18 protein-coding genes are annotated in these 18,557 nt (G+C 39.5%); 10 read left to right on the top strand and 8 right to left on the bottom strand.

The annotated features are described in order from the left end of the window. Positions 1-401: 401 nt before the first annotated feature. The 3 genes from MKL36_RS03045 to MKL36_RS03035 all read right to left on the bottom strand — a co-directional run bounded on the left by MKL36_RS03045 (position 402) and on the right by MKL36_RS03035 (position 2,591). Positions 402-1,523, bottom strand: coding sequence for a 5-(carboxyamino)imidazole ribonucleotide synthase (locus MKL36_RS03045; RefSeq protein WP_000361786.1), 1,122 nt, complete (start codon positions 1,521-1,523; stop codon positions 402-404). A gap of 9 nt (positions 1,524-1,532) precedes the next feature. Next, positions 1,533-2,045 carry a 5-(carboxyamino)imidazole ribonucleotide mutase gene (purE, locus tag MKL36_RS03040; protein ID WP_000994663.1) on the bottom strand — a complete coding sequence of 171 codons (513 nt, stop codon included), beginning with the start codon at positions 2,043-2,045 and terminating at the stop codon, positions 1,533-1,535. 183 nt (positions 2,046-2,228) lie between these two features. Next, positions 2,229-2,591 (bottom strand): DMT family protein, encoded by a 363-nt coding sequence (locus MKL36_RS03035; RefSeq protein ID WP_002018080.1) that lies wholly within the window; start codon positions 2,589-2,591, stop codon positions 2,229-2,231. 241 nt (positions 2,592-2,832) lie between these two features. Here MKL36_RS03035 and mpl point away from each other — a divergent pair, with 241 nt between their 5' ends. Beyond that, on the top strand, positions 2,833-4,206 hold the full coding sequence (gene mpl, locus MKL36_RS03030) for a UDP-N-acetylmuramate:L-alanyl-gamma-D-glutamyl-meso-diaminopimelate ligase (RefSeq protein WP_000550108.1): 1,374 nt from the start codon (positions 2,833-2,835) through the stop codon (positions 4,204-4,206). A gap of 69 nt (positions 4,207-4,275) precedes the next feature. Here the strand turns inward: mpl and MKL36_RS03025 are convergent, their stop codons facing one another. Then, the gene (locus tag MKL36_RS03025) at positions 4,276-5,526 is read right to left on the bottom strand and encodes a low temperature requirement protein A (protein ID WP_001266013.1); all 1,251 of its coding nucleotides are present in this window, start codon (positions 5,524-5,526) and stop codon (positions 4,276-4,278) included. Positions 5,527-5,661: 135 nt separating this feature from the next. Here MKL36_RS03025 and MKL36_RS03020 point away from each other — a divergent pair, with 135 nt between their 5' ends. From MKL36_RS03020 to MKL36_RS02985, 8 genes are all read left to right on the top strand, one after another. Next, positions 5,662-6,258 carry an undecaprenyl-diphosphatase gene (locus MKL36_RS03020; protein ID WP_000051338.1) on the top strand — a complete coding sequence of 199 codons (597 nt, stop codon included), beginning with the start codon at positions 5,662-5,664 and terminating at the stop codon, positions 6,256-6,258. 318 nt (positions 6,259-6,576) lie between these two features. Continuing rightward, positions 6,577-7,533 carry a TerC family protein gene (locus tag MKL36_RS03015; RefSeq protein WP_021510894.1) on the top strand — a complete coding sequence of 319 codons (957 nt, stop codon included), beginning with the start codon at positions 6,577-6,579 and terminating at the stop codon, positions 7,531-7,533. Positions 7,534-7,721: 188 nt separating this feature from the next. Further along, the gene (locus MKL36_RS03010; RefSeq protein WP_021510895.1) at positions 7,722-8,087 is read left to right on the top strand and encodes a hypothetical protein; all 366 of its coding nucleotides are present in this window, start codon (positions 7,722-7,724) and stop codon (positions 8,085-8,087) included. A 21-nt stretch (positions 8,088-8,108) separates the two neighbouring features. Beyond that, positions 8,109-9,269 (top strand): glutathionylspermidine synthase family protein, encoded by a 1,161-nt coding sequence (locus MKL36_RS03005; protein ID WP_021510896.1) that lies wholly within the window; start codon positions 8,109-8,111, stop codon positions 9,267-9,269. 289 nt (positions 9,270-9,558) lie between these two features. Further along, complete coding sequence (locus tag MKL36_RS03000; RefSeq protein WP_016684992.1) at positions 9,559-10,614, top strand: aromatic ring-hydroxylating oxygenase subunit alpha; 1,056 nt, start codon at positions 9,559-9,561, stop codon at positions 10,612-10,614. 56 nt (positions 10,615-10,670) lie between these two features. Then, a complete protein-coding gene (gene guaD, locus MKL36_RS02995) occupies positions 10,671-11,996 on the top strand; it encodes a guanine deaminase (RefSeq protein ID WP_016684991.1) in 1,326 nt (441 codons plus the stop codon). 214 nt (positions 11,997-12,210) lie between these two features. Further along, entirely contained in the window at positions 12,211-12,738 is a 528-nt protein-coding gene (hpt, locus tag MKL36_RS02990) for a hypoxanthine phosphoribosyltransferase (RefSeq protein ID WP_000214980.1), read from the top strand. A gap of 172 nt (positions 12,739-12,910) precedes the next feature. Next, entirely contained in the window at positions 12,911-13,162 is a 252-nt protein-coding gene (locus MKL36_RS02985; protein ID WP_000269732.1) for a GlsB/YeaQ/YmgE family stress response membrane protein, read from the top strand. Positions 13,163-13,214: 52 nt separating this feature from the next. Here the strand turns inward: MKL36_RS02985 and MKL36_RS02980 are convergent, their stop codons facing one another. After that, positions 13,215-13,913: a DsbC family protein gene (locus MKL36_RS02980; protein ID WP_021510897.1), complete on the bottom strand. Its 699-nt coding sequence runs from the start codon at positions 13,911-13,913 to the stop codon at positions 13,215-13,217. A gap of 95 nt (positions 13,914-14,008) precedes the next feature. Then, positions 14,009-14,983, bottom strand: coding sequence for a CDF family Co(II)/Ni(II) efflux transporter DmeF (gene dmeF, locus MKL36_RS02975; protein WP_021510898.1), 975 nt, complete (start codon positions 14,981-14,983; stop codon positions 14,009-14,011). A 57-nt stretch (positions 14,984-15,040) separates the two neighbouring features. Here dmeF and MKL36_RS02970 point away from each other — a divergent pair, with 57 nt between their 5' ends. Continuing rightward, entirely contained in the window at positions 15,041-15,304 is a 264-nt protein-coding gene (locus tag MKL36_RS02970) for a metal/formaldehyde-sensitive transcriptional repressor (RefSeq protein WP_000018128.1), read from the top strand. A 46-nt stretch (positions 15,305-15,350) separates the two neighbouring features. Here the strand turns inward: MKL36_RS02970 and mnmE are convergent, their stop codons facing one another. Both mnmE and yidC read right to left on the bottom strand, forming a co-directional pair. Continuing rightward, positions 15,351-16,706, bottom strand: coding sequence for a tRNA uridine-5-carboxymethylaminomethyl(34) synthesis GTPase MnmE (mnmE, locus tag MKL36_RS02965; protein ID WP_021510899.1), 1,356 nt, complete (start codon positions 16,704-16,706; stop codon positions 15,351-15,353). A 90-nt stretch (positions 16,707-16,796) separates the two neighbouring features. Beyond that, positions 16,797-18,557: a membrane protein insertase YidC gene (gene yidC / locus MKL36_RS02960; RefSeq protein ID WP_001188089.1), complete on the bottom strand. Its 1,761-nt coding sequence runs from the start codon at positions 18,555-18,557 to the stop codon at positions 16,797-16,799.

Below are 18,557 nucleotides of genomic sequence, written 5' to 3'. Positions count from 1 at the left end.
TAAAGCGCCTTACACACTATATTCTTTATGCTTTTCATAACTTTTGTGAAGTACAAGCCCTTGGCTACTCATGAATATACGTTTTAAATTTAAAAGTCAGGCACAGTTTTGAATTCAAAATATCATTCAGACGACATACATCTTTTTAAATTCAAAACAAACACAAGCTGGAGTACCAGATTTAAATTCAAACTTTAAGTATTGGGGATAACTTATTTTAAATTTAAAAACTCTCAAAACAACTTATTTCATTTTTAAATTCAAAATTAGGGCCTATACTTAAATTCAAAAGCTCAACAAAAGTTATCCACAGTGAACAAATAACAGGTTTTTAATATTTTTTTAAATTTAAAAGACAAAAAAAGCGATCCGAAGATCGCTTTTTAGAAAATTTAACTTATTTAAATGGTCATATCATCTGTTAAAGCGAGTGGTTCTGGCAAAATTTTCGCTAACTGACGGCATAAATTCGTCAATTCATTACTATCCACAGGCATTAACGTAATGTGACCTAACTTACGGCCAGCACGTTCCGATTTGTTATAAAGGTGCAGATGAGCGCCATTTAGTGCCAAAACATCTTCAGTTTTAGGATGCTGACCAATAATATTGATCATAACCGTTGGTCGAACAACGTCTGTTGAGCCTAATGGTAATCCTGCAACAGCTCGAATATGGTTTTCAAACTGTGAACATACAGCACCTTCAATTGACCAGTGACCTGAGTTATGCACACGTGGTGCCATCTCATTTGCACACAAGCCTTGTTCTGTCACAAATAGCTCGAGAGTTAGCACACCTACATAGTTGAGATGATTTAACAAACGCGTAATGTAGTCTTGAGCAACAGGTTGTAGAGCTTCACTATTCGGTGCAGGTACGATTGAGTGCGACAAAATACCGTTGTGATGGTGGTTTTCAGCCAATGGCCAAGTCTTCACTTCACCATTTTGACCACGTACTGCAATAATCGAAACTTCGCGAGAAAATTTCACAAAACTTTCAGCCACTAAGCTTTTTGCAGGACCAAGCTCTGCCCAAGCTGTATCAATTTGGTCTTCTGAACGAAGTACAAACTGACCTTTACCGTCATACCCGCCAGTTGCAGTCTTAAGTACAATTGGTAAACCAAGCTCAGCAACAGCTTTTTTCAAGCTTTCTAGGCTATCTACAGCACGATACGGCGCAACAGGAATCGCAAGTTCATCAAACAATGCTTTTTCTGACAACCGATTTTGCGCAGTTGCTAAAGCAATACGGGGAGGGTGCAGTGTTTTAGTTTGTGTTAACACATCTACATCTGCAACAGGTGTATTTTCAAACTCAAGACTGAAAACATCAGCGCTTTCAATAAACTGCTTTAAACCTTGTTCATCTTGACTAGAAAAAACTTGGCCTAAAACACCTGCTGGACAATCTGTATTTGCTTCAAAAAAAGTACATTGAATATTTAATGGTAAAGCTGCTTGCGCCATCATACGGCCCAATTGCCCACCACCAAAAATACCGATAGTTTTATCCATTTCAGCCTCTTAAACCTGTCCCGGAATATTGTTGCTTGCAACTTTATCAGTTTGTGCAGCACGGAAATCTGCAACATTTTTTGCGATTTCAGGACGAGTTAAACCTAAGATTTGAGCAGCCATAATCGCAGCATTGGTCGCACCAGCCGGACCAATTGCCAAAGTACCTACAGCGATACCTGCTGGCATTTGTACAATTGAAAGTAATGAATCTACGCCATTTAAAATTGATGATTTAACTGGTACACCCAACACAGGTAAATCAGTTTTTGCCGCACACATACCTGGTAAATGCGCAGCTCCACCAGCGCCTGCAATAATCACTTGAATACCACGATCACGCGCAGTTTCTGCATATTCAAACAAACGGTCCGGAGTACGGTGAGCAGATACCACTTCCGCTTCAAATGGGACACCAAGTTGTTTAAGCATATTGGCAGTATGTTCAAGCGTTGCCCAATCGGACTGGGAACCCATGATAATTCCGACTAAAGGTTGGGTATCTGTTGCGACCGCGTTCATTGGCATTTCCAAAGCGTAAAAATGGTAAAAACTCGACTTGTACCAAGCCAAGCATGAGAGAAAAAGATGAGGCCAATATTATAGCTGTTTTTTCACTCACCCCAAAGCCCAAGTTTATGTGGAAAAAGCATGATTCCGATGGATTTAACAACGATCTGTCTGAAAACCCAATTTCATATAATTTTACTGGCTTCTAAATACAAAATAGACACAACCAAACAAGCATAACATAGCCCAAACATAGTCTAGCTTGAACGGCTGCTTAAATAGCAACACCATAAATGGAACAAATACAATAAGCGTGACAACTTCTTGGGTAATTTTCATTTCACCCAAAGTCCAACCTTGGTCACTCAAGAGTCGAGTTGCCGGAATCATAAAACTATATTCAAGCAGGGCAATAGTCCAACCAAATAAAATCGCTTGCCAGAATGGTGCGTGGTGCAAAAACTTAAGATGCCCATACCATGCAAGTGTCATAAAACAGTTAGAAATAATTAACAGAACGAAAGCTAAAACCGTTGGGCTCAAAGGCACATCCTTCATCATCACGATGATGTAAGTATTAATATGGATCGAAAATATTATAAAAGATAAAACTGTAATTCAGCTTAAATCTAAAAAATAAAGCTGTACTTTTATGAACGCCTCAAACACATAGAACAACAACGAATTTTGACTATCTTTTCCAGTTGAGCCTTGCTATCGTTGCTGGCAAATTTATCAATAATGAAAACACAGTAATTCACATTAATACTGTGTACAAAAGCAGTGGAGAAGGCGAGCAATGCATCTGCATATCTTGGGTATTTGTGGCACTTTTATGGGCTCTTTAGCACTTTTAGCTCGTGATTTAGGACATAAAGTAACAGGTTCCGATTCAAACGTTTACCCACCAATGTCTACCCAGTTAGAAAATGCAGGTATTGAACTCATGCAAGGCTATGACCGTAGCCATTTACAGCCTCATCCGGACTTGGTTATTGTCGGCAATGCCATGAAACGTGGTATAGATGCTGTCGAATACATGTTAAATGAAGGCCTGCCATATATTTCTGGTCCACAGTTCCTTGCTGATCACGTTTTACAAGGTAAACATGTACTTGGTGTGGCGGGTACTCATGGAAAAACAACCACGACAACCATGCTCGCTTGGGTACTTGATCAGGCGGGTTTAAACCCGGGCTTTTTAATTGGCGGTGTTCCACTTGGTTTTAGTGAAAGCGCTCGTTTAGGCGGTGGCAAATACTTTGTGGTTGAAGCCGACGAATATGACTCAGCTTTCTTCGATAAACGTTCTAAGTTTGTTCATTATCATCCAAAAACGGCGATTTTAAATAACCTTGAATTTGACCATGCCGATATTTTTGATGACCTAGCAGCGATTCAAAAGCAATTCCATCATCTGGTTCGTACTATTCCAAGTGAAGGCCGTATTATTGCGCCAATTACTGAAACACATATTGATGAAGTACTTGAAATGGGTTGCTGGACACCAGTGATTCGTACAAGTTTAGAAGCAAATGAAAAAGCTACTTTGTCTGCCGAATTAATTTCAATTGATGGCAGCCATTTTAAAGTACTCGAAAATGGCAATGTTGTTGGCGAAGTGAAATGGAGCATGACAGGGCAGCACAGCGTAGCGAATGCATTAGCAACCATTGCAGCCGCTCAGCATGTGGGCGTTTCGCTTGAAAAGGCATGTGAAGCTTTGTCTAACTTTGGCGGTGTAAAACGCCGTATGGAGTTACTCGGCACGATCAATGGTATTGAGGTTTATGATGACTTCGCTCACCATCCAACAGCAATCGACACGACTTTAGATGGCGCACGTAAACGTTTAGGCGAACGTCGTTTATGGGCCATTATTGAGCCACGTTCAAATACCATGCGCATGGGTAGCCATAAAGATGGCTTGGCACATTCTGCACGTTTAGCAGACGAAGTGATTTGGTATCAGCCAGAAGGCCTAGATTGGGATTTACAACCTGTGATTGAAGCTGCGACTAACCATGCCCAAGTCAGCCGTTCACTTGATGAAATTATTGACCGTATTGTCAATGAAGCAGGTGAGGGTGATGCCGTTGTAATTATGTCGAATGGTGGTTTTGGTGGCTTACATCAAAAACTTATGAGCGCATTAAAAGCAAAAGCTGCTTAACTTTCGCTCCAGATGATTCAATAAAAAACGGGTTTCAAATTGAAACCCGTTTTTTAGTTTAATTATTTTTTAAACCTGTTTTGGCTCTATATTTTCCATAAATTTATTCGAGATGAATAAACGTAACGTATAGACAATACCCATCGCAAACACGCTATATCCCACGTTATTACAAATAAACGGAATACATAAAATAATGAGTGCAGTAATAGGATAAAACCATTTAGTAATTCCAGATAAGCACTGAAACTCGTAAAGTATCCATATGCAGCTGGTATAAAGCACCACACTCACCGCGACAATTACACCCATGTATAAATCAGAAATATGGGCATGGTGGGTGGTAACATCCACAGCAGCAGCAAGGGCAGCACCTACGGCAGCAACACTCACAAAAACAAAATAATGGCCATATCCCCAAACAAACGGACGTACACCTTTAACATGATGATGCTGTTCACTGCGGTCAAAGTAAGCCCACCACATTGCAAACATCAACATTAATCCGCCAATCATTAAAAAAACAGCCGGAATATTAATAGATTGAGCCGCAAGCGCATCACGAATGGCATTAAAGCTACCTACGATGGATTCCCCTAAAACGATAATAGTAAGAAGGGCATAGCGCTCTACAATATGGTGAGGATGCCACGGCGTAGGCGAATATTTTTCTGCATAGATAGGAACAAATAACTCGACCACAACTAGAAGTAAAAATAAAGGAATTGAAAGGGCATGAGCAAAGTTAGCAACAAGCCAACCAATTTGTACCAATACGATACCTACGGCATAACGATACGCCGTAATTCGCCGTTCAGGGTCATGTTTTGCTGCTCTCAGCCACTGGGTGACTAAAGCCAAACGCATAATCACATAGCCGACAATAATGATGTCAAAATCCTGACTATGGAACACATCAGGAATACCTGCGGCCATGACTAGTGACCCTACAATTTGTACAAAGGTAAGACACCGATACAATGCATCGTCATTATCGTAAGCCGAAGCAAACCATGAAAAATTCATCCATGCCCACCACAGCGCAAAAAATACCATCAGATAACTTGGTAATGCATGCCATAGATGATTTTCAATAATTGCATGATGTAGCTGCTGACCTGCTGTTGCAATCGCGACCACAAAAATTAAATCGAATAATAATTCGAGGGGAGTTGCTGCTCTATGCGGCTGTTCTGGATCTCTTGGAGATAGGGGCCTCAAACTTAATTTTTTCTGTTTTTCTTGAGTAGTCATAAAATAACGTTCTCGAATAAAGTGCCAACACGTTAACACTTTAATATTAACGCCCCGAACACGCATTAAAAATTATCTAGCCTTACTGTCTATTATTTACTCACAAATAAACTATATTTCATTTTTGTGACAATTCTTTATCAAGACCTTAAGCTTAATTCTTTATCATAGCTCACGTTTTTGTTCTTGTTTGGAATATGAATGTCTTTAGAAACACTCAACCTTAGCTTATTCCATGTCATTAATGGGGCTCAGGATGCGAGTCAATTTATCATTCGTCTTGCTATCTTTTTTGCTAATGATCTCCTCTATATTCTTTTATTCATACTTACATTTTTATGGTTTTATGGCGATCAAGATTTAAAAAATAGGGTCATTAAATCTGTCTTTCTAACCTGTGTATCGCTTTTAGTCGGTTACGTTATTTCTCTGTTTTACCATCACCCAAGACCGTTTGTGATGGGTGTGGGCACCACCTTTATTGAACATGCGCCAACAGCGTCTTTTCCAAGTAATCATATGCTAATTTTTAGCACCATTGCCCTGTCTTATTTATTTGCTCAGCGCAAAATGATTGGAATTATTCTTTTATTTTTGTCATTTGTGGTGGCGTGGTCACGTATTTATTTAGGTGTGCATTTCCCTTTAGATATGTTGGGTGCTTTTATTGTCGCGTTACTAGTCAACACAGCCGGTTATTACTTCTGGAATGTTTATGGTACGCCTTTAACTGCATTCTTTATTCACCTTTACCAGATTATATGCAAACCGCTTTTAGACCGTGGTTTGATTAAATAACCTCTAGAGCTTTTATGTAGTAAAACCACCACATGAAGTTCAGTTGCGTAATACAAAAAAATCTGCCATTCTATGTGGACTTGGATATGTTTTATCCAAAACAGAATTTAGTTTGACAAGGGGAGTAGCCTCCTCCAAACATAACAGCAATGTTATGTGTCAGATATCGTCAATACACTTTTATTAAAAAGTCGGTATCTGAGCATCGTGAAATTCATGGTGTAGGCAAGACCTTGATCATGTTGATACAGATGTTTAATTCATCTGGCAACTGGTCGAGGTTTTTTTATGCCCAATTGCCGGATGTATGGAGGATTTATGGAAACAATCGGCAATTTATGGCTGTACATAGCATTCTTTGGCATAGTCATTGTCATGCTTCTGATTGACTTCTTGGGCTTTAAGCAAAAACAAGGTCAAGATGTCTCAATTAAGCAAGCTGCTTACTGGAGTGTGGCGTGGGTAAGCGTTGCAGCCTTATTTGGTGGTGGTTTATGGCTTTACCTACAACAAACAGTTGGGGTGACCTTAGCAAACCAAAAAACCATGGAATACTTTGCAGGTTACTTACTCGAAAAGTCCCTCGCAATTGACAACGTTTTCGTCTGGTTAATGATTTTCGCAGCGTTTGCTATACCGGCTGCGCTACAACGTAAAATTTTGCTCTACGGCGTATTAGGCGCAATCGTACTGCGTACCCTCTTTATTTTTATTGGTGCATGGTTCGTTCAAGAGTTTTCTTGGGTACTTTATATCTTCGGTGCGTTCTTGGTATATACAGGCTTTAAGTTCTTAAAAGGCCAAGAAGAAGAAACCAACATTGAAGATATCAAGCTCTTAAAATGGTTACGTAACCATATGCGTATTACGCCACAGCTTGAAGGTGACAAATTTTTTGTACGCCAAAACGGTTTATTATGGGCAACGCCGTTATTTCTAGTTTTGATTTTGGTTGAAGCTTCAGACGTGATTTTCGCAGTAGACTCTATTCCTGCTATTTTCGCGGTAACTAGCGACCCGTTTATTGTTTTAACGGCGAACTTAATGGCAATTTTAGGTTTACGTGCAATGTTCTTTTTACTTGCTGGCGCTGCGACTAAATTGCATTACTTGTCATACGGCTTAGGTATTATCTTATTGTTCATTGGTGCAAAAATGTTATTGCTTGATGTATTCCACATGCCAATCTGGATCTCATTAAGCTTTATCGTCTTAGTGTTAGCAATCACTGCTTACCTTTCTTTACGACACAACAAAAAGCAATTGCAGTCCTAATTCATCACAACAAGGCATCTACATGTAAGATGCCTTGTTATCTAAATCTTCAAAAGAGACTGTACTTTAAAAAAACAGGTTAATATCATATGCCAACCTAAAATTTATCTTTCCTAATCAGAAACATAATAGATAACAGCTAATCGGTATTTTATGCCGAATATATTTATTAAAATGTGTGGAGTCTCATGCGTTCTAAAAAAATTAATCTTGTCGTTGTCCCGTTATTACTCACGGCATGTAGCCATAATGATGGTCCTTTAGTACAAGACGTATATAACAACCAATATGACTGTGCTCGCGACTGGAATAATGAAACATGTAAACAAGAAAATAGCTCAAGTGGACATGGTTCTAGTTATGTGGGTAGTCGCTATTTAGGGCCTGCGTATTATCAAAATAATCGGGAAGTTTCTTTTCGCGGAAATACTTTGCATCCTTACAGCAATTTGAGTGTAGGCCGACCAGTTATCTCAAGTACGGCAAAAAGCGCGTCTTCTTCATCCCCAATACGTGGGGGGTTTGGTCGTAGTGGTTTCTCTTTCGGCGGCTAAGTCTTTAGGCATTCACTTAATATGAAAAGAAAAATATTTACTCCACGTCCAGACTGGCAAGTGGAGCATCAAAATATTGGTTTTGATTATTTTAATTTACCTTCTCTCGATGGCTCAATTTACTGGTCTGAAGGGGTTGCGTATGAGTTTACCCTTAAACAGATTGTACAACTCGAAGATGCGGCAAATGAACTGCATCAGATGTGTTTATCAGTAGTAGGAGACCTCATTCAACGGGGAAACTATCCTGTTTACTTTCAAATTCCAGAAACAGCCATAAACCATATTGAACATTCATGGAAACAAAATGCTCCCATGCTGTATGGCCGCTTTGATTTCGCTTACGATGGGCGAAATATCAAAATGCTGGAATATAACGCCGACACGCCTACTGGCTTACTCGAAGCCTCTGTCGCGCAGTGGCTGTGGATAGAACAAGTTTCAGGCATTGCAAACCGAGACCAGTTTAATAGCATTCATGAAGACCTGATTAAACGCTGGAAGACAATTTTACCGCGTGGTAGCCATGTGCATTTTGCTGCCTGTCAGGAGGCTGGAAGGGAAGACTGGGGTAATTTAGAGTATTTGATGGATACCGCTTATCAAGCTCATCTACAAGTTTCCGAGCTTTCTATGGAGAACATAGGCTGGAACGGGCAAGATTTTGTTGATCTCCATAATCAGCCCATTCAAAACATATTTAAACTTTATCCATGGGAATGGATCTGGGAAGAAGCATTTTCTCAATATATCCACCCACAAACACAGTGGATTGAACCTTGCTGGAAAATGCTACTTTCAAATAAGGCGATTCTGGTTGAGCTTTGGAAGTGTTATCCCAATCATCCATTATTGGTCGAAACCCATACCTATGACCCGCAACAAAGTTTGTCTGGCAAATGGGTGAAAAAGCCGATTTTGGCAAGGGAAGGGGCCAATATTCGGGTTTTACAAGACGGCCATGACCAAGGCGCGGCTTCTGGTAGCTTTTATTTTGATGACTATGACAAATATGGTTATGTCGTACAGAAATGGGTAGATACCCCATTATTTTCAGGACAACTACCTACTCTTGGTTTATGGATGGTTGGACATCAATGTGCAGGCATGTCTATTCGTGAAGATTGTTATGACATCATTGGTAATGATGCCCACTTTGCAGCACATTATTTTGTCGAGTAATAAGCGAATAGAGATTTAAAAAAGCACTGTTTAGGTGCTTTTTTATTGTGCCTTCGACGCAGTCAATCAGTGCATTTTAAATATATAGCGAATAATCAATGTTCGCTTTTAAAGCTAAATTAGAACAAAAATTCAAAAATATAATGATTTAACTCTATGTATTTTAAATTTTTTATTCTAGTTTACTTTCTTAAAATTCAATATTGGCAAGCTCTTTGCATCTCCTAAAAAGAAAAAAGCCTAGATTTTAAGGGCTCGTCAGAGCCCTAATTTTTTAAGGAGTGATGCCATGAATGCGATTCCAACTTTAACTCCCCTTGCCATGCCGTGTAACAGCAGTTTTGAAGCAAAAGATTGGGAAATTCTATCTACTCACTGGTATCCCGTCGCACGTATTCAAGATGTCTCTAATGCGCCTCAAAGAGTCACACTACTAGACATCAATATGGCGTTATACAAAACAGAAAGTGGAGAAATTCATCTGGTTCGAGATATTTGCCCACATCGTGGCGTGCCTTTAACCAAAGGCTGGGTGGATGGTGAAGAGATTGTTTGTCCTTATCACGGTCTACGCTATAACACTGAAGGGAAATGTACTCAAATACCAGCTCAACCCGAACTAATTAAAATTTCTGATCGTTTTTCTCTGACCAAATTTCCGGTTGTGCAAAGATATGGCCTCATTTGGACCAGTATTCATGGTCGTGATATTGCTAAAGCCAATATTCCTGTATTAGATACTTGGGATGATGCAGAGCATCAAGCGATTTTGCCACCTTTTGTGGATATTGGTGGTTCTAGTGGTCGTCAGCTTGAAGGGTTTATTGATGTCGCTCATTTTGCATGGGTGCATCACAACGCCTTTGCGAATCGTGATAATCCCATCGTCCCAAAATATCACACTGAACGTACTAACTATGGCTTAAAAACGGTCTATATCAGCAATGTCAGTAATTATCCGCATGAACTAAAACATCTCGAACCAGAAGGCTTTTTGTGGAAGCGTACCTTTGAGGTTTATCCACCATTTTCTGCCGTACTTACTGTCGATTTTCCAGAAGGTGGGATCTTAAAAATTTTAAATGCCTGTTGTCCTATCTCAAGTAATAAAACCCGCTTATTTGTTCCACTCACCCGTAACTTTGACCAAACAGGTGATTTAGAAAAAGTATATGCATTTAATGCGCAAATTTTTGCCGAAGACCAAGACATGGTCGAATCACAAAAACCAGAAGAACTACCGCTTGATCTAATGATGGAAGCACATTTTGAAGCAGACCGTTCATCAACGACTTATCGAAGGATTTTGGCTGAATGGGGACTAAGTAAACGTTATACCGTTTAAATCTTGGCTAACTGGGGTACAATCAATCGAAAAAAGTGAAAATATATAGGCTTTCCATGTCATTGATCGCAAATACCACCGTTGTGCGTGGTCGTTTTTTAGATATTCAACAAACTGTCTCTGAGCCAACTGATATTCCAAATCAAATACGTTATTTGGAAGATGGCGTATTGATTAGTGAACATGGAAAAATCAAATGGTTTGGTGCATGGGCAGACGCTCAACAGCATCTTCCTGCTGGAGTTGAGGTTCAACATTATCCAGAACAATTGATTGTACCTGGCTTTATTGATACTCATATTCACTTCCCTCAAACCGAAATGGTGGGAGCTTACGGCGAGCAACTTTTAAGCTGGCTTAATACTTATACTTTCCCAACTGAAATCCAGTTTCAAGACAAAACATATGCAAACGAAATTGCCCAGTTCTTTGTTCAGGAACTCTTAAAACACGGTACAACTACGGCCCTCGTTTTCTGTACAGTTCATCCCGAATCTGTAGATGCCTTATTTGAAGCCGCAGAGCGCGTTCAGATGCGTTTAATTGCTGGTAAGGTACTTATGGACCGTAATGCCCCTGAAGCGCTGTGTGACACACCAGAAACAGCTTATACCGACACCAAAGCCTTGATTGAAAAATGGCATAGTAAAGGCCGTGCTCTATATGCGATTACGCCACGATTTGCACCAACTTCTACACCTGAACAGTTAGAAAGAGCAGGGCAGTTAAAACAAGAATTTCCGGATGTGTATGTCCATACGCATTTAAGTGAAAACAAAGATGAAATTGCTTGGGTGAAATCTTTATTTCCGGAACAAGCGGGCTATCTAGATGTTTATCAACATTATGGTCTGACTGGTAAGCGTTCTGTGTTTGCGCATTGCGTTCACTTAGAAGATGAAGAATGGCAATGTATGCATGATACACAATCGGCTATCGCATTTTGCCCAACTTCAAACCTGTTCTTAGGCAGTGGTTTATTTCCATTGAAAAAAACTTGGGAAAAACAAGTGAAAGTAGGCTTAGGGACAGATATTGGGGCTGGCACATCGTTTAGCTTACTGCAAACTGTTAACGAGGCTTATAAGGTTCAGCAATTACAAGGTGATAAACTCTCAGCTTATGAAGCGCTTTATCATGCAACCCTAGGCGGAGCAAAAGCACTCGATTTGCAGGATCAGTTAGGCAACTTCAACGTCGGGAAAGAAGCAGACTTTGTGGTACTAAACTTAAAGCCAACAGCATTACAGGAACTTCGCCAGTCTAAATCTAAGTCTGTTGAAGATTCACTGTTTGCATTATTCACTTTAGGTGATGACCGTAATATTGAGGCAACTTATATTTATGGAAACCGTGCTTATCAAAAAGAAACAGCCAAATAAAAAAGGTATTGTTAAGCTTTTGTTATTATTTGGAATATGTGCTATTGCGTTAAAGCGTGATCGACATAATCCGCAAAATGATAAAATTTCACAGCCATCAAAGGGTGCATGAAACGTCATTTTGCTTTAAAATTTTACCATTAACTCAGATTTTCGAGGTGTTGCTGGTCAACACCTTTTTTATTTTTTCTTTTATATCTTGTAGGAATCTGCCATGACTGTTGCAATGAGCATCATGATTTCAACCGAAGAAATTCAAGCAAAAGTCAAAGAGCTCGGCGAGCAAATCAATTCTCACTATGCAAATAGTGACAAAGAATTGGTTCTGATTGGTCTACTTCGTGGTTCTGTTATTTTCATGGCAGATTTATGCCGTACGATTACCAAACCACATGAACTCGACTTTATGACAGTGTCTAGCTATGGCGGCGGTACCACTTCAAGTCGAGATGTTAAAATTTTAAAAGATCTTGATGGTGAAATTCGTGGTAAAGACGTGCTTGTGGTTGAAGATATTATTGACTCAGGCAACACCTTAAGCAAAGTCGTGGAAATGTTGCAAACTCGCGAACCAAATTCAATTCAATTGTGCACATTAGTGAGTAAACCATCTCGCCGTGAAATTGATTTAGAAGTTAAATTTTTAGGTTTTGAAGTTGAAGATAAATTTATTGTTGGTTATGGCTTAGACTACGACCAGAAATATCGACACTTACCATTTATTGGTGAGATTGGCCTATAAATTTTATAAAAATGGCACCGCAAGGTGCTATTTTTTTATATAAAGGCTGAGTTTTGAACAAAAAAGACACAAAAAGTCGCAATCTGCTACAGACAAAACAGATCACTCTACCGCACGATAGAATATGAAGCAAAATCATTAACTTCATCAAAAAAACAACTGGAGAACAAATATGTGGTCACTTATTGTTGCTATTGTGGTTGGTTTCTTCGCTGGCTTAATCGCTCGTGCTTTACACCCAGGTGATGATAAAGCAGGTTTTATTGTTACTACTTTAATTGGTATTGCAGGTTCACTTCTAGCCACTTATGGCGGTCGCTTACTTGGTCTTTATGGAGAAAATTCAGCGGCGGGCTTTATTGCTTCTGTCATTGGTGCCGTCATTATTCTCTTTATCTATAACCTAATTGCACGAAAAAGCTAAGTAGGAAATTTAATTTTAAAAAAGCACCGAAAGGTGCTTTTTTTAATTCATTTTATAAACCTAACTCTTTCCAAACTGCCTGAATTTCTTCAGCAGAGCGCGCTCCGACGAGTTTAAATCCGTTAGCAAAAATGAGAGTAGGTGTGCCATTAAAACCTAATTTTTTCCCTAATTCCAAGTTACGGTCAATCGGGTTTGTACAGCTCGTAACCGTTGGTTTAACACCTTGCTCAATTAATTTTTTCCATGAATATGATTGATTCGGTGCACACCAAACTTGTCTAGAAACCACAATAGACTGAGGTTTTAAAGGATAAATAAAAGTGTAAATAGTGACATCTTTAAGCTTGTCGAGTTCAGGTTCAAGCTGCTTACAATAAGGGCAATTTGGATCAGAAAATACTGCTAAAACATGCTGACCATTACCTTTGACTGTTTTAATGGCATCTTTTAAAGGTAACTGTTTCCAATCAATTGAGTTCTGCCCTAAAACCAGATCTTTAGTTAAGTTCTTTTGGTCTTTTAACCGAATCATAGAGCCTACAAACATGTGCTGCCCATCTTCACCAAGATAAATAATTTGCTGGTCCAGATTAGCACTATATAGTCCAGGCATTTCGGTTTTCTCAATATTACTAATTTTCAAATTAGGATATTGTTTTTTAATATTTTCCCGAACAGTATCTACATTAGCGAAACTCAAACTTGTAGTTAAACTAAATAACGCCAATATTCCTAATTTTTTAATCATAAAACCGACTCGGAGGCAGGAGAGAAGAACATTTTAATCAGTTCCGTTAGTGAAAACAGAACTGATTACCGAGTTATAACCAAACTTCTACTCAGTTACGCCAATGTTTCACGTGGAACATAAACAGGTTTTAAGGTATTAATTTCTACTGAAATATGCACAATTTCATCATGAATCGATAAAGCATCACGAATCTGGTCTGCATTTAAAGAGATATTGTCAGTTTCAAGTGCCAAAATACAAGAAAATTTACCTTTTGCGACTTTCCAGACATGAATATCTGTAATTTCCACATGTTTCGGAAATTCAGCTATTACTTCCCGAATTTCATCAACTACAGGATGGTCCATTTCAGCATCTAGAAGGGTTTTACCTGTTTCTTTCATTAAGCCAAAAGACCACTTTGCAACTAAAATAGCACCTAAAATTCCTAAAAGTGCATCTAAAAAATCCCATCCAAAATATTTACCTGCGAAAAGCGCTACAATTGCAAAAACAGAAGTCACTGCATCTGCAACCACATGTAAAAACGCAGCTTTTTGGTTTAAATCATGGTGATGATGCCCATGGCTATGCTCATGATGGTGATGGTGATGGTGATGGTGATGGTGATGGTGACCATCATCATGAAGTAACCAGGCACAAATCAAGTTAATAACTAAACCTAAAATTGCAATTGGAATAGCTTCATTATAAAAAATTTCAACTGGGTTAAATAAACGTTGAATTGACTGAAACGCCATAAAAATAGCCACAACCATCAGCAAAATTGCGCTGCTATAGCCGGCTAAAATCTCAATTTTCCAAGTTCCAAAGCTAAAACGGTGATCATTGGAATAATGACGGGCTGCACGATAGGCAAAGTAGGCTAAACCAAGGGCCAACATATGTGAACTCATATGCCAACCGTCGGCCAGTAGTGCCATTGAATTGAAGAACCACCCACCAAATACTTCCAGTACCATCATGGACGCCGTTAAAATGGTTGCAATCAAAATACGTTTTTGTGCAAGTGGATTTCCTTCATCAAACTGATGTTGATGATGACGTGATACACTATAATCCTGCATAAAATTTAAACCCAATATACTCCCTACCAGTATATTAAATTGTACAAGAGAAAACAGATGAGTCACATTGGTCAGGATAAAAAAATTGTTAATCGTGTAAAACGACTAAAAGGGCAAATCAACAGCATTGAAAATGCAATAGAACAACCAGAATCTTCATGTATAGATATTTTGCAGCAAGTTGCAGCCATAAAAGGTGCAATAAACGGTTTGATGAGTGAATTAATGGAACAGCATTTACATCATCACGTACTTAAAGGCGCAGAAGTCGATCAAAATGAGTTAGATGAATTTTTAAAAGTTTTAAAGAGATACGGCTGAGAAAAGTACTGGATGACATAGCACTCTACATCATCCAGTTTTTTTATTATTTTCCGATACAGAACGAACCAAAGATTTTGCCTAATAGGTCATCGGCACTAAAGTCACCCGTAATTTCACCTAAAGCATTTTGAGCAAGACGTAGTGATTCAGCAACGAGTTCACCAGCGTTAAATACAACAAGTTGCTCACGTGCCTCTGCCAAATAGAGCTGAGTGCGCTTCATTGCGTCTAAATGACGTGTTCTCGCAATAAATGCATCTTCCTCAGGGTGAAAGCCTGCATGCGCTGTAATCGCATCTACGAGGCCTTGTACGCCCATCTCTTGTTTTGCTGAAACTGTGATATGACGGAACCCTTGATAATCGCTTATTTCGGCTGATTGACCAGTTAAATCACATTTATTGCCAATTAACATGAGACGACGCGGTTCAATATGTTCGGCAAAGTATTCTTGAGCCAGTTTTAAAGGATCATCGCCTTGATTTAAATCGTAGACCAATAACAACAAATCGGCCTGCTCAATTTCTTTGATTGCACGTCGAATGCCTTCTTTCTCGACTACATCTCCCGTTTCACGAAGACCCGCAGTATCCGTTAAGGTGATTGGTAAACCATTTAAGCTAATTTTTTCATGTAAAACATCACGAGTTGTGCCAGCAATATCAGTCACAATTGCACGCTCAACACCAGCAAGTGCATTCAACAAGCTCGACTTACCTGCATTTGGTTTACCCGCAATAACAACCTGTAGACCTTCACGGAGTAATTGCCCTTGTCGTGCAGAGGTTTGAACAGCATGTACAGACTGCTGAACGTCTTCAAGTAAAGCTAAAATTTTGCCATCAGCCAAAAAATCAATTTCTTCTTCTGGAAAATCAATCGCAGCTTCTACGTGCAGACGTAAATGAATCAGTTTTTCTAAAACTGTATTAATTTTTGTTGAAAAAGCGCCTTGTAAAGAACGGACTGCCGAACGAGCCGCAGCTTGAGAGGTCGCATCAATCAAATCGGCAATTGCTTCAGCTTGTACCAAGTCCATTTTGCCATTTTCAAAAGCTCGCATGGAGAATTCCCCAGCTTTTGCAGCAATTGCCCCAAGCTCAAATAAACGGCCAAGTAAGGCATTTTGAATGACAGGACCACCGTGGCCTTGAAGTTCTATAACATCTTCACCAGTAAAAGAATGTGGATTTGGAAAGCACAAGACAATACCTTCATCCATAATACTTCCATCAGCATCATAAAACTTACGGAAACCCGCCATCCGAGCTTCAGGTAAGTTTTTTTGCGTCAGTTTTTGAGCAATATCATAGGCCTTAGGTCCCGATAAGCGAATCACGCCCACTCCACCACGCCCTGGTGGCGTTGCAATTGCGGCAATTGTGGTTTGACTATGCATATTATTCACCTAAAAACCTAAAATACAGCCAAAGAAAAATCCGCCTAAGATTACCATCTTAAGCGGATTGATTCAGCAAAAGTTCAAGGATTAAGATGCCGATTCAGCTTTACTGATACGACTTTTCTCAACGCTCTTGTTAATAAACCATTGCTGTAAGATTGTAATACTGTTGTTCACAATCCAGTACAACACAAGACCCGCAGGGAAGAACAACATAAATACCGTAAACATAATCGGCATAATGCGGAATACTTTCGCTTGCATTGGATCAGCTGGTTGCGGGTTCAACATTTGCTGAGCAAACATTGTCGCACCCATAATTAATGGCAAGATGAACCATGGATCCATCGCAGACAAGTCTTGAATCCAGCCTAACCACGGTGCATGACGTAATTCCACACTTTCCATGAGTACCCAGTACAAAGCAAGGAAAATTGGCATTTGTAGCAATAACGGTAAACAACCAGAAAGCGGGTTAACCTGTTCACGTTTGTAAAGCGCCATCATTTCTTGCGAGAAGCGCATACGGTCTTCACCGAATTCTTCTTTCATGCGTTGCATTTCTGGTGCAATCACACGCATTTTCGCCATAGAACGATAACTTTTTGAAGATAAAGGCCATAAAATCATCTTCACCATAATGGTAAGTAAGATAATTGACCATCCCCAGTTGCCTACAATGCTATGGAAGAATTGAAGACCTAGGAACAATAACTTCGCAATTGGCCATAACCAACCATAGTCAACAGTCTGGTTTAAACCTACCGCTAAATCTTTTAATTCAGATTGTACTTTTGGACCTGAATAAAGCTTCGCATCGACTTCCATCGAAGTACCCGCCGGAACATTAATTACTGGCGAAGTAAAGCCAATAATATTCATATGATCCGCAGACTGACGAGATTCAAGTTTAGCGACATAAGGCTGACCATTTGCTTGAGTCAGTTTAAGGTTTCCTGGAATCCAAGCACTTACAAAGTAGTGCTGAACCATTGCAACCCAACCGCCTTTAGCTTCGGTATTGAGTTTTTCTTCAGAGAAATTCGCAAACTTAAGTTTGTTGTAGTGAGCATCCGGAGTACCCCATGCACCACCTAAGAACGTACCTAAAGTGAAAATACCCTGAGAAGACTTACCTGGATCTTCCGAATTATCACGTTTCAACTGTCCAAACATCTGACCTTGCCAGTTTTGTTGGCTACGGTTAACAACTTGATGTTTAACAACAATTGGATATTGACCTTGAGTAAATGTAAAAGTTTTAATAATTTCAACGCCTTCTGGTGTCTTAAACACCATAGGAACTGTTAAAACTTTCTCAGAATGTCCACTTTGATCTTGTACCCCTTTAGCATCAGCTAAAGTATATGATGTTTTTTCAACAGCATATAATGGGCGACCACCACGACTGCTATCTGGTCCATTCAAACCAATTAAGCCAGACTGAGCAACATAAGTACGCTTGGCATCATTTTCAAGCATAACAAATGGTTGATTACTGTCTTTGCTCTTGTCGTGAGAGAGTAATTCAATACGAACAATATCACCACCTTTTGGATTGATCCAAAGATGATAAAGGTCAGTTTGTACTGAAATAAGCTGTTGATTCACAGGTGCAGTTGCATCTGTGGTTTGTGACTGCGCAATATTTGCTTGTGGCACATCGGAAGCCACTGTTGCAGTTTTAGCATTTGGCAAATCAGCAGATACTTCATGTGAACTTACAGCCGCCGCTTGTTGTTGCGGTGCAGTTGCAGCATTTCCATAATCTTTTTGCCAAGCCAAAATGAGCAAATATGCGGTGACAAACATGGCCCCGAGAATTGCAAACCTGGCCCATTGTTGCAT

It is taken from the genome of Acinetobacter sp. AOR12_HL, from assembly GCF_027855275.1.
Lineage (GTDB): Bacteria > Pseudomonadota > Gammaproteobacteria > Pseudomonadales > Moraxellaceae > Acinetobacter > Acinetobacter baumannii.
Note: the sequence above shows the minus strand (reverse complement) of the source record. Positions and strands in the feature narration are given on the sequence as shown.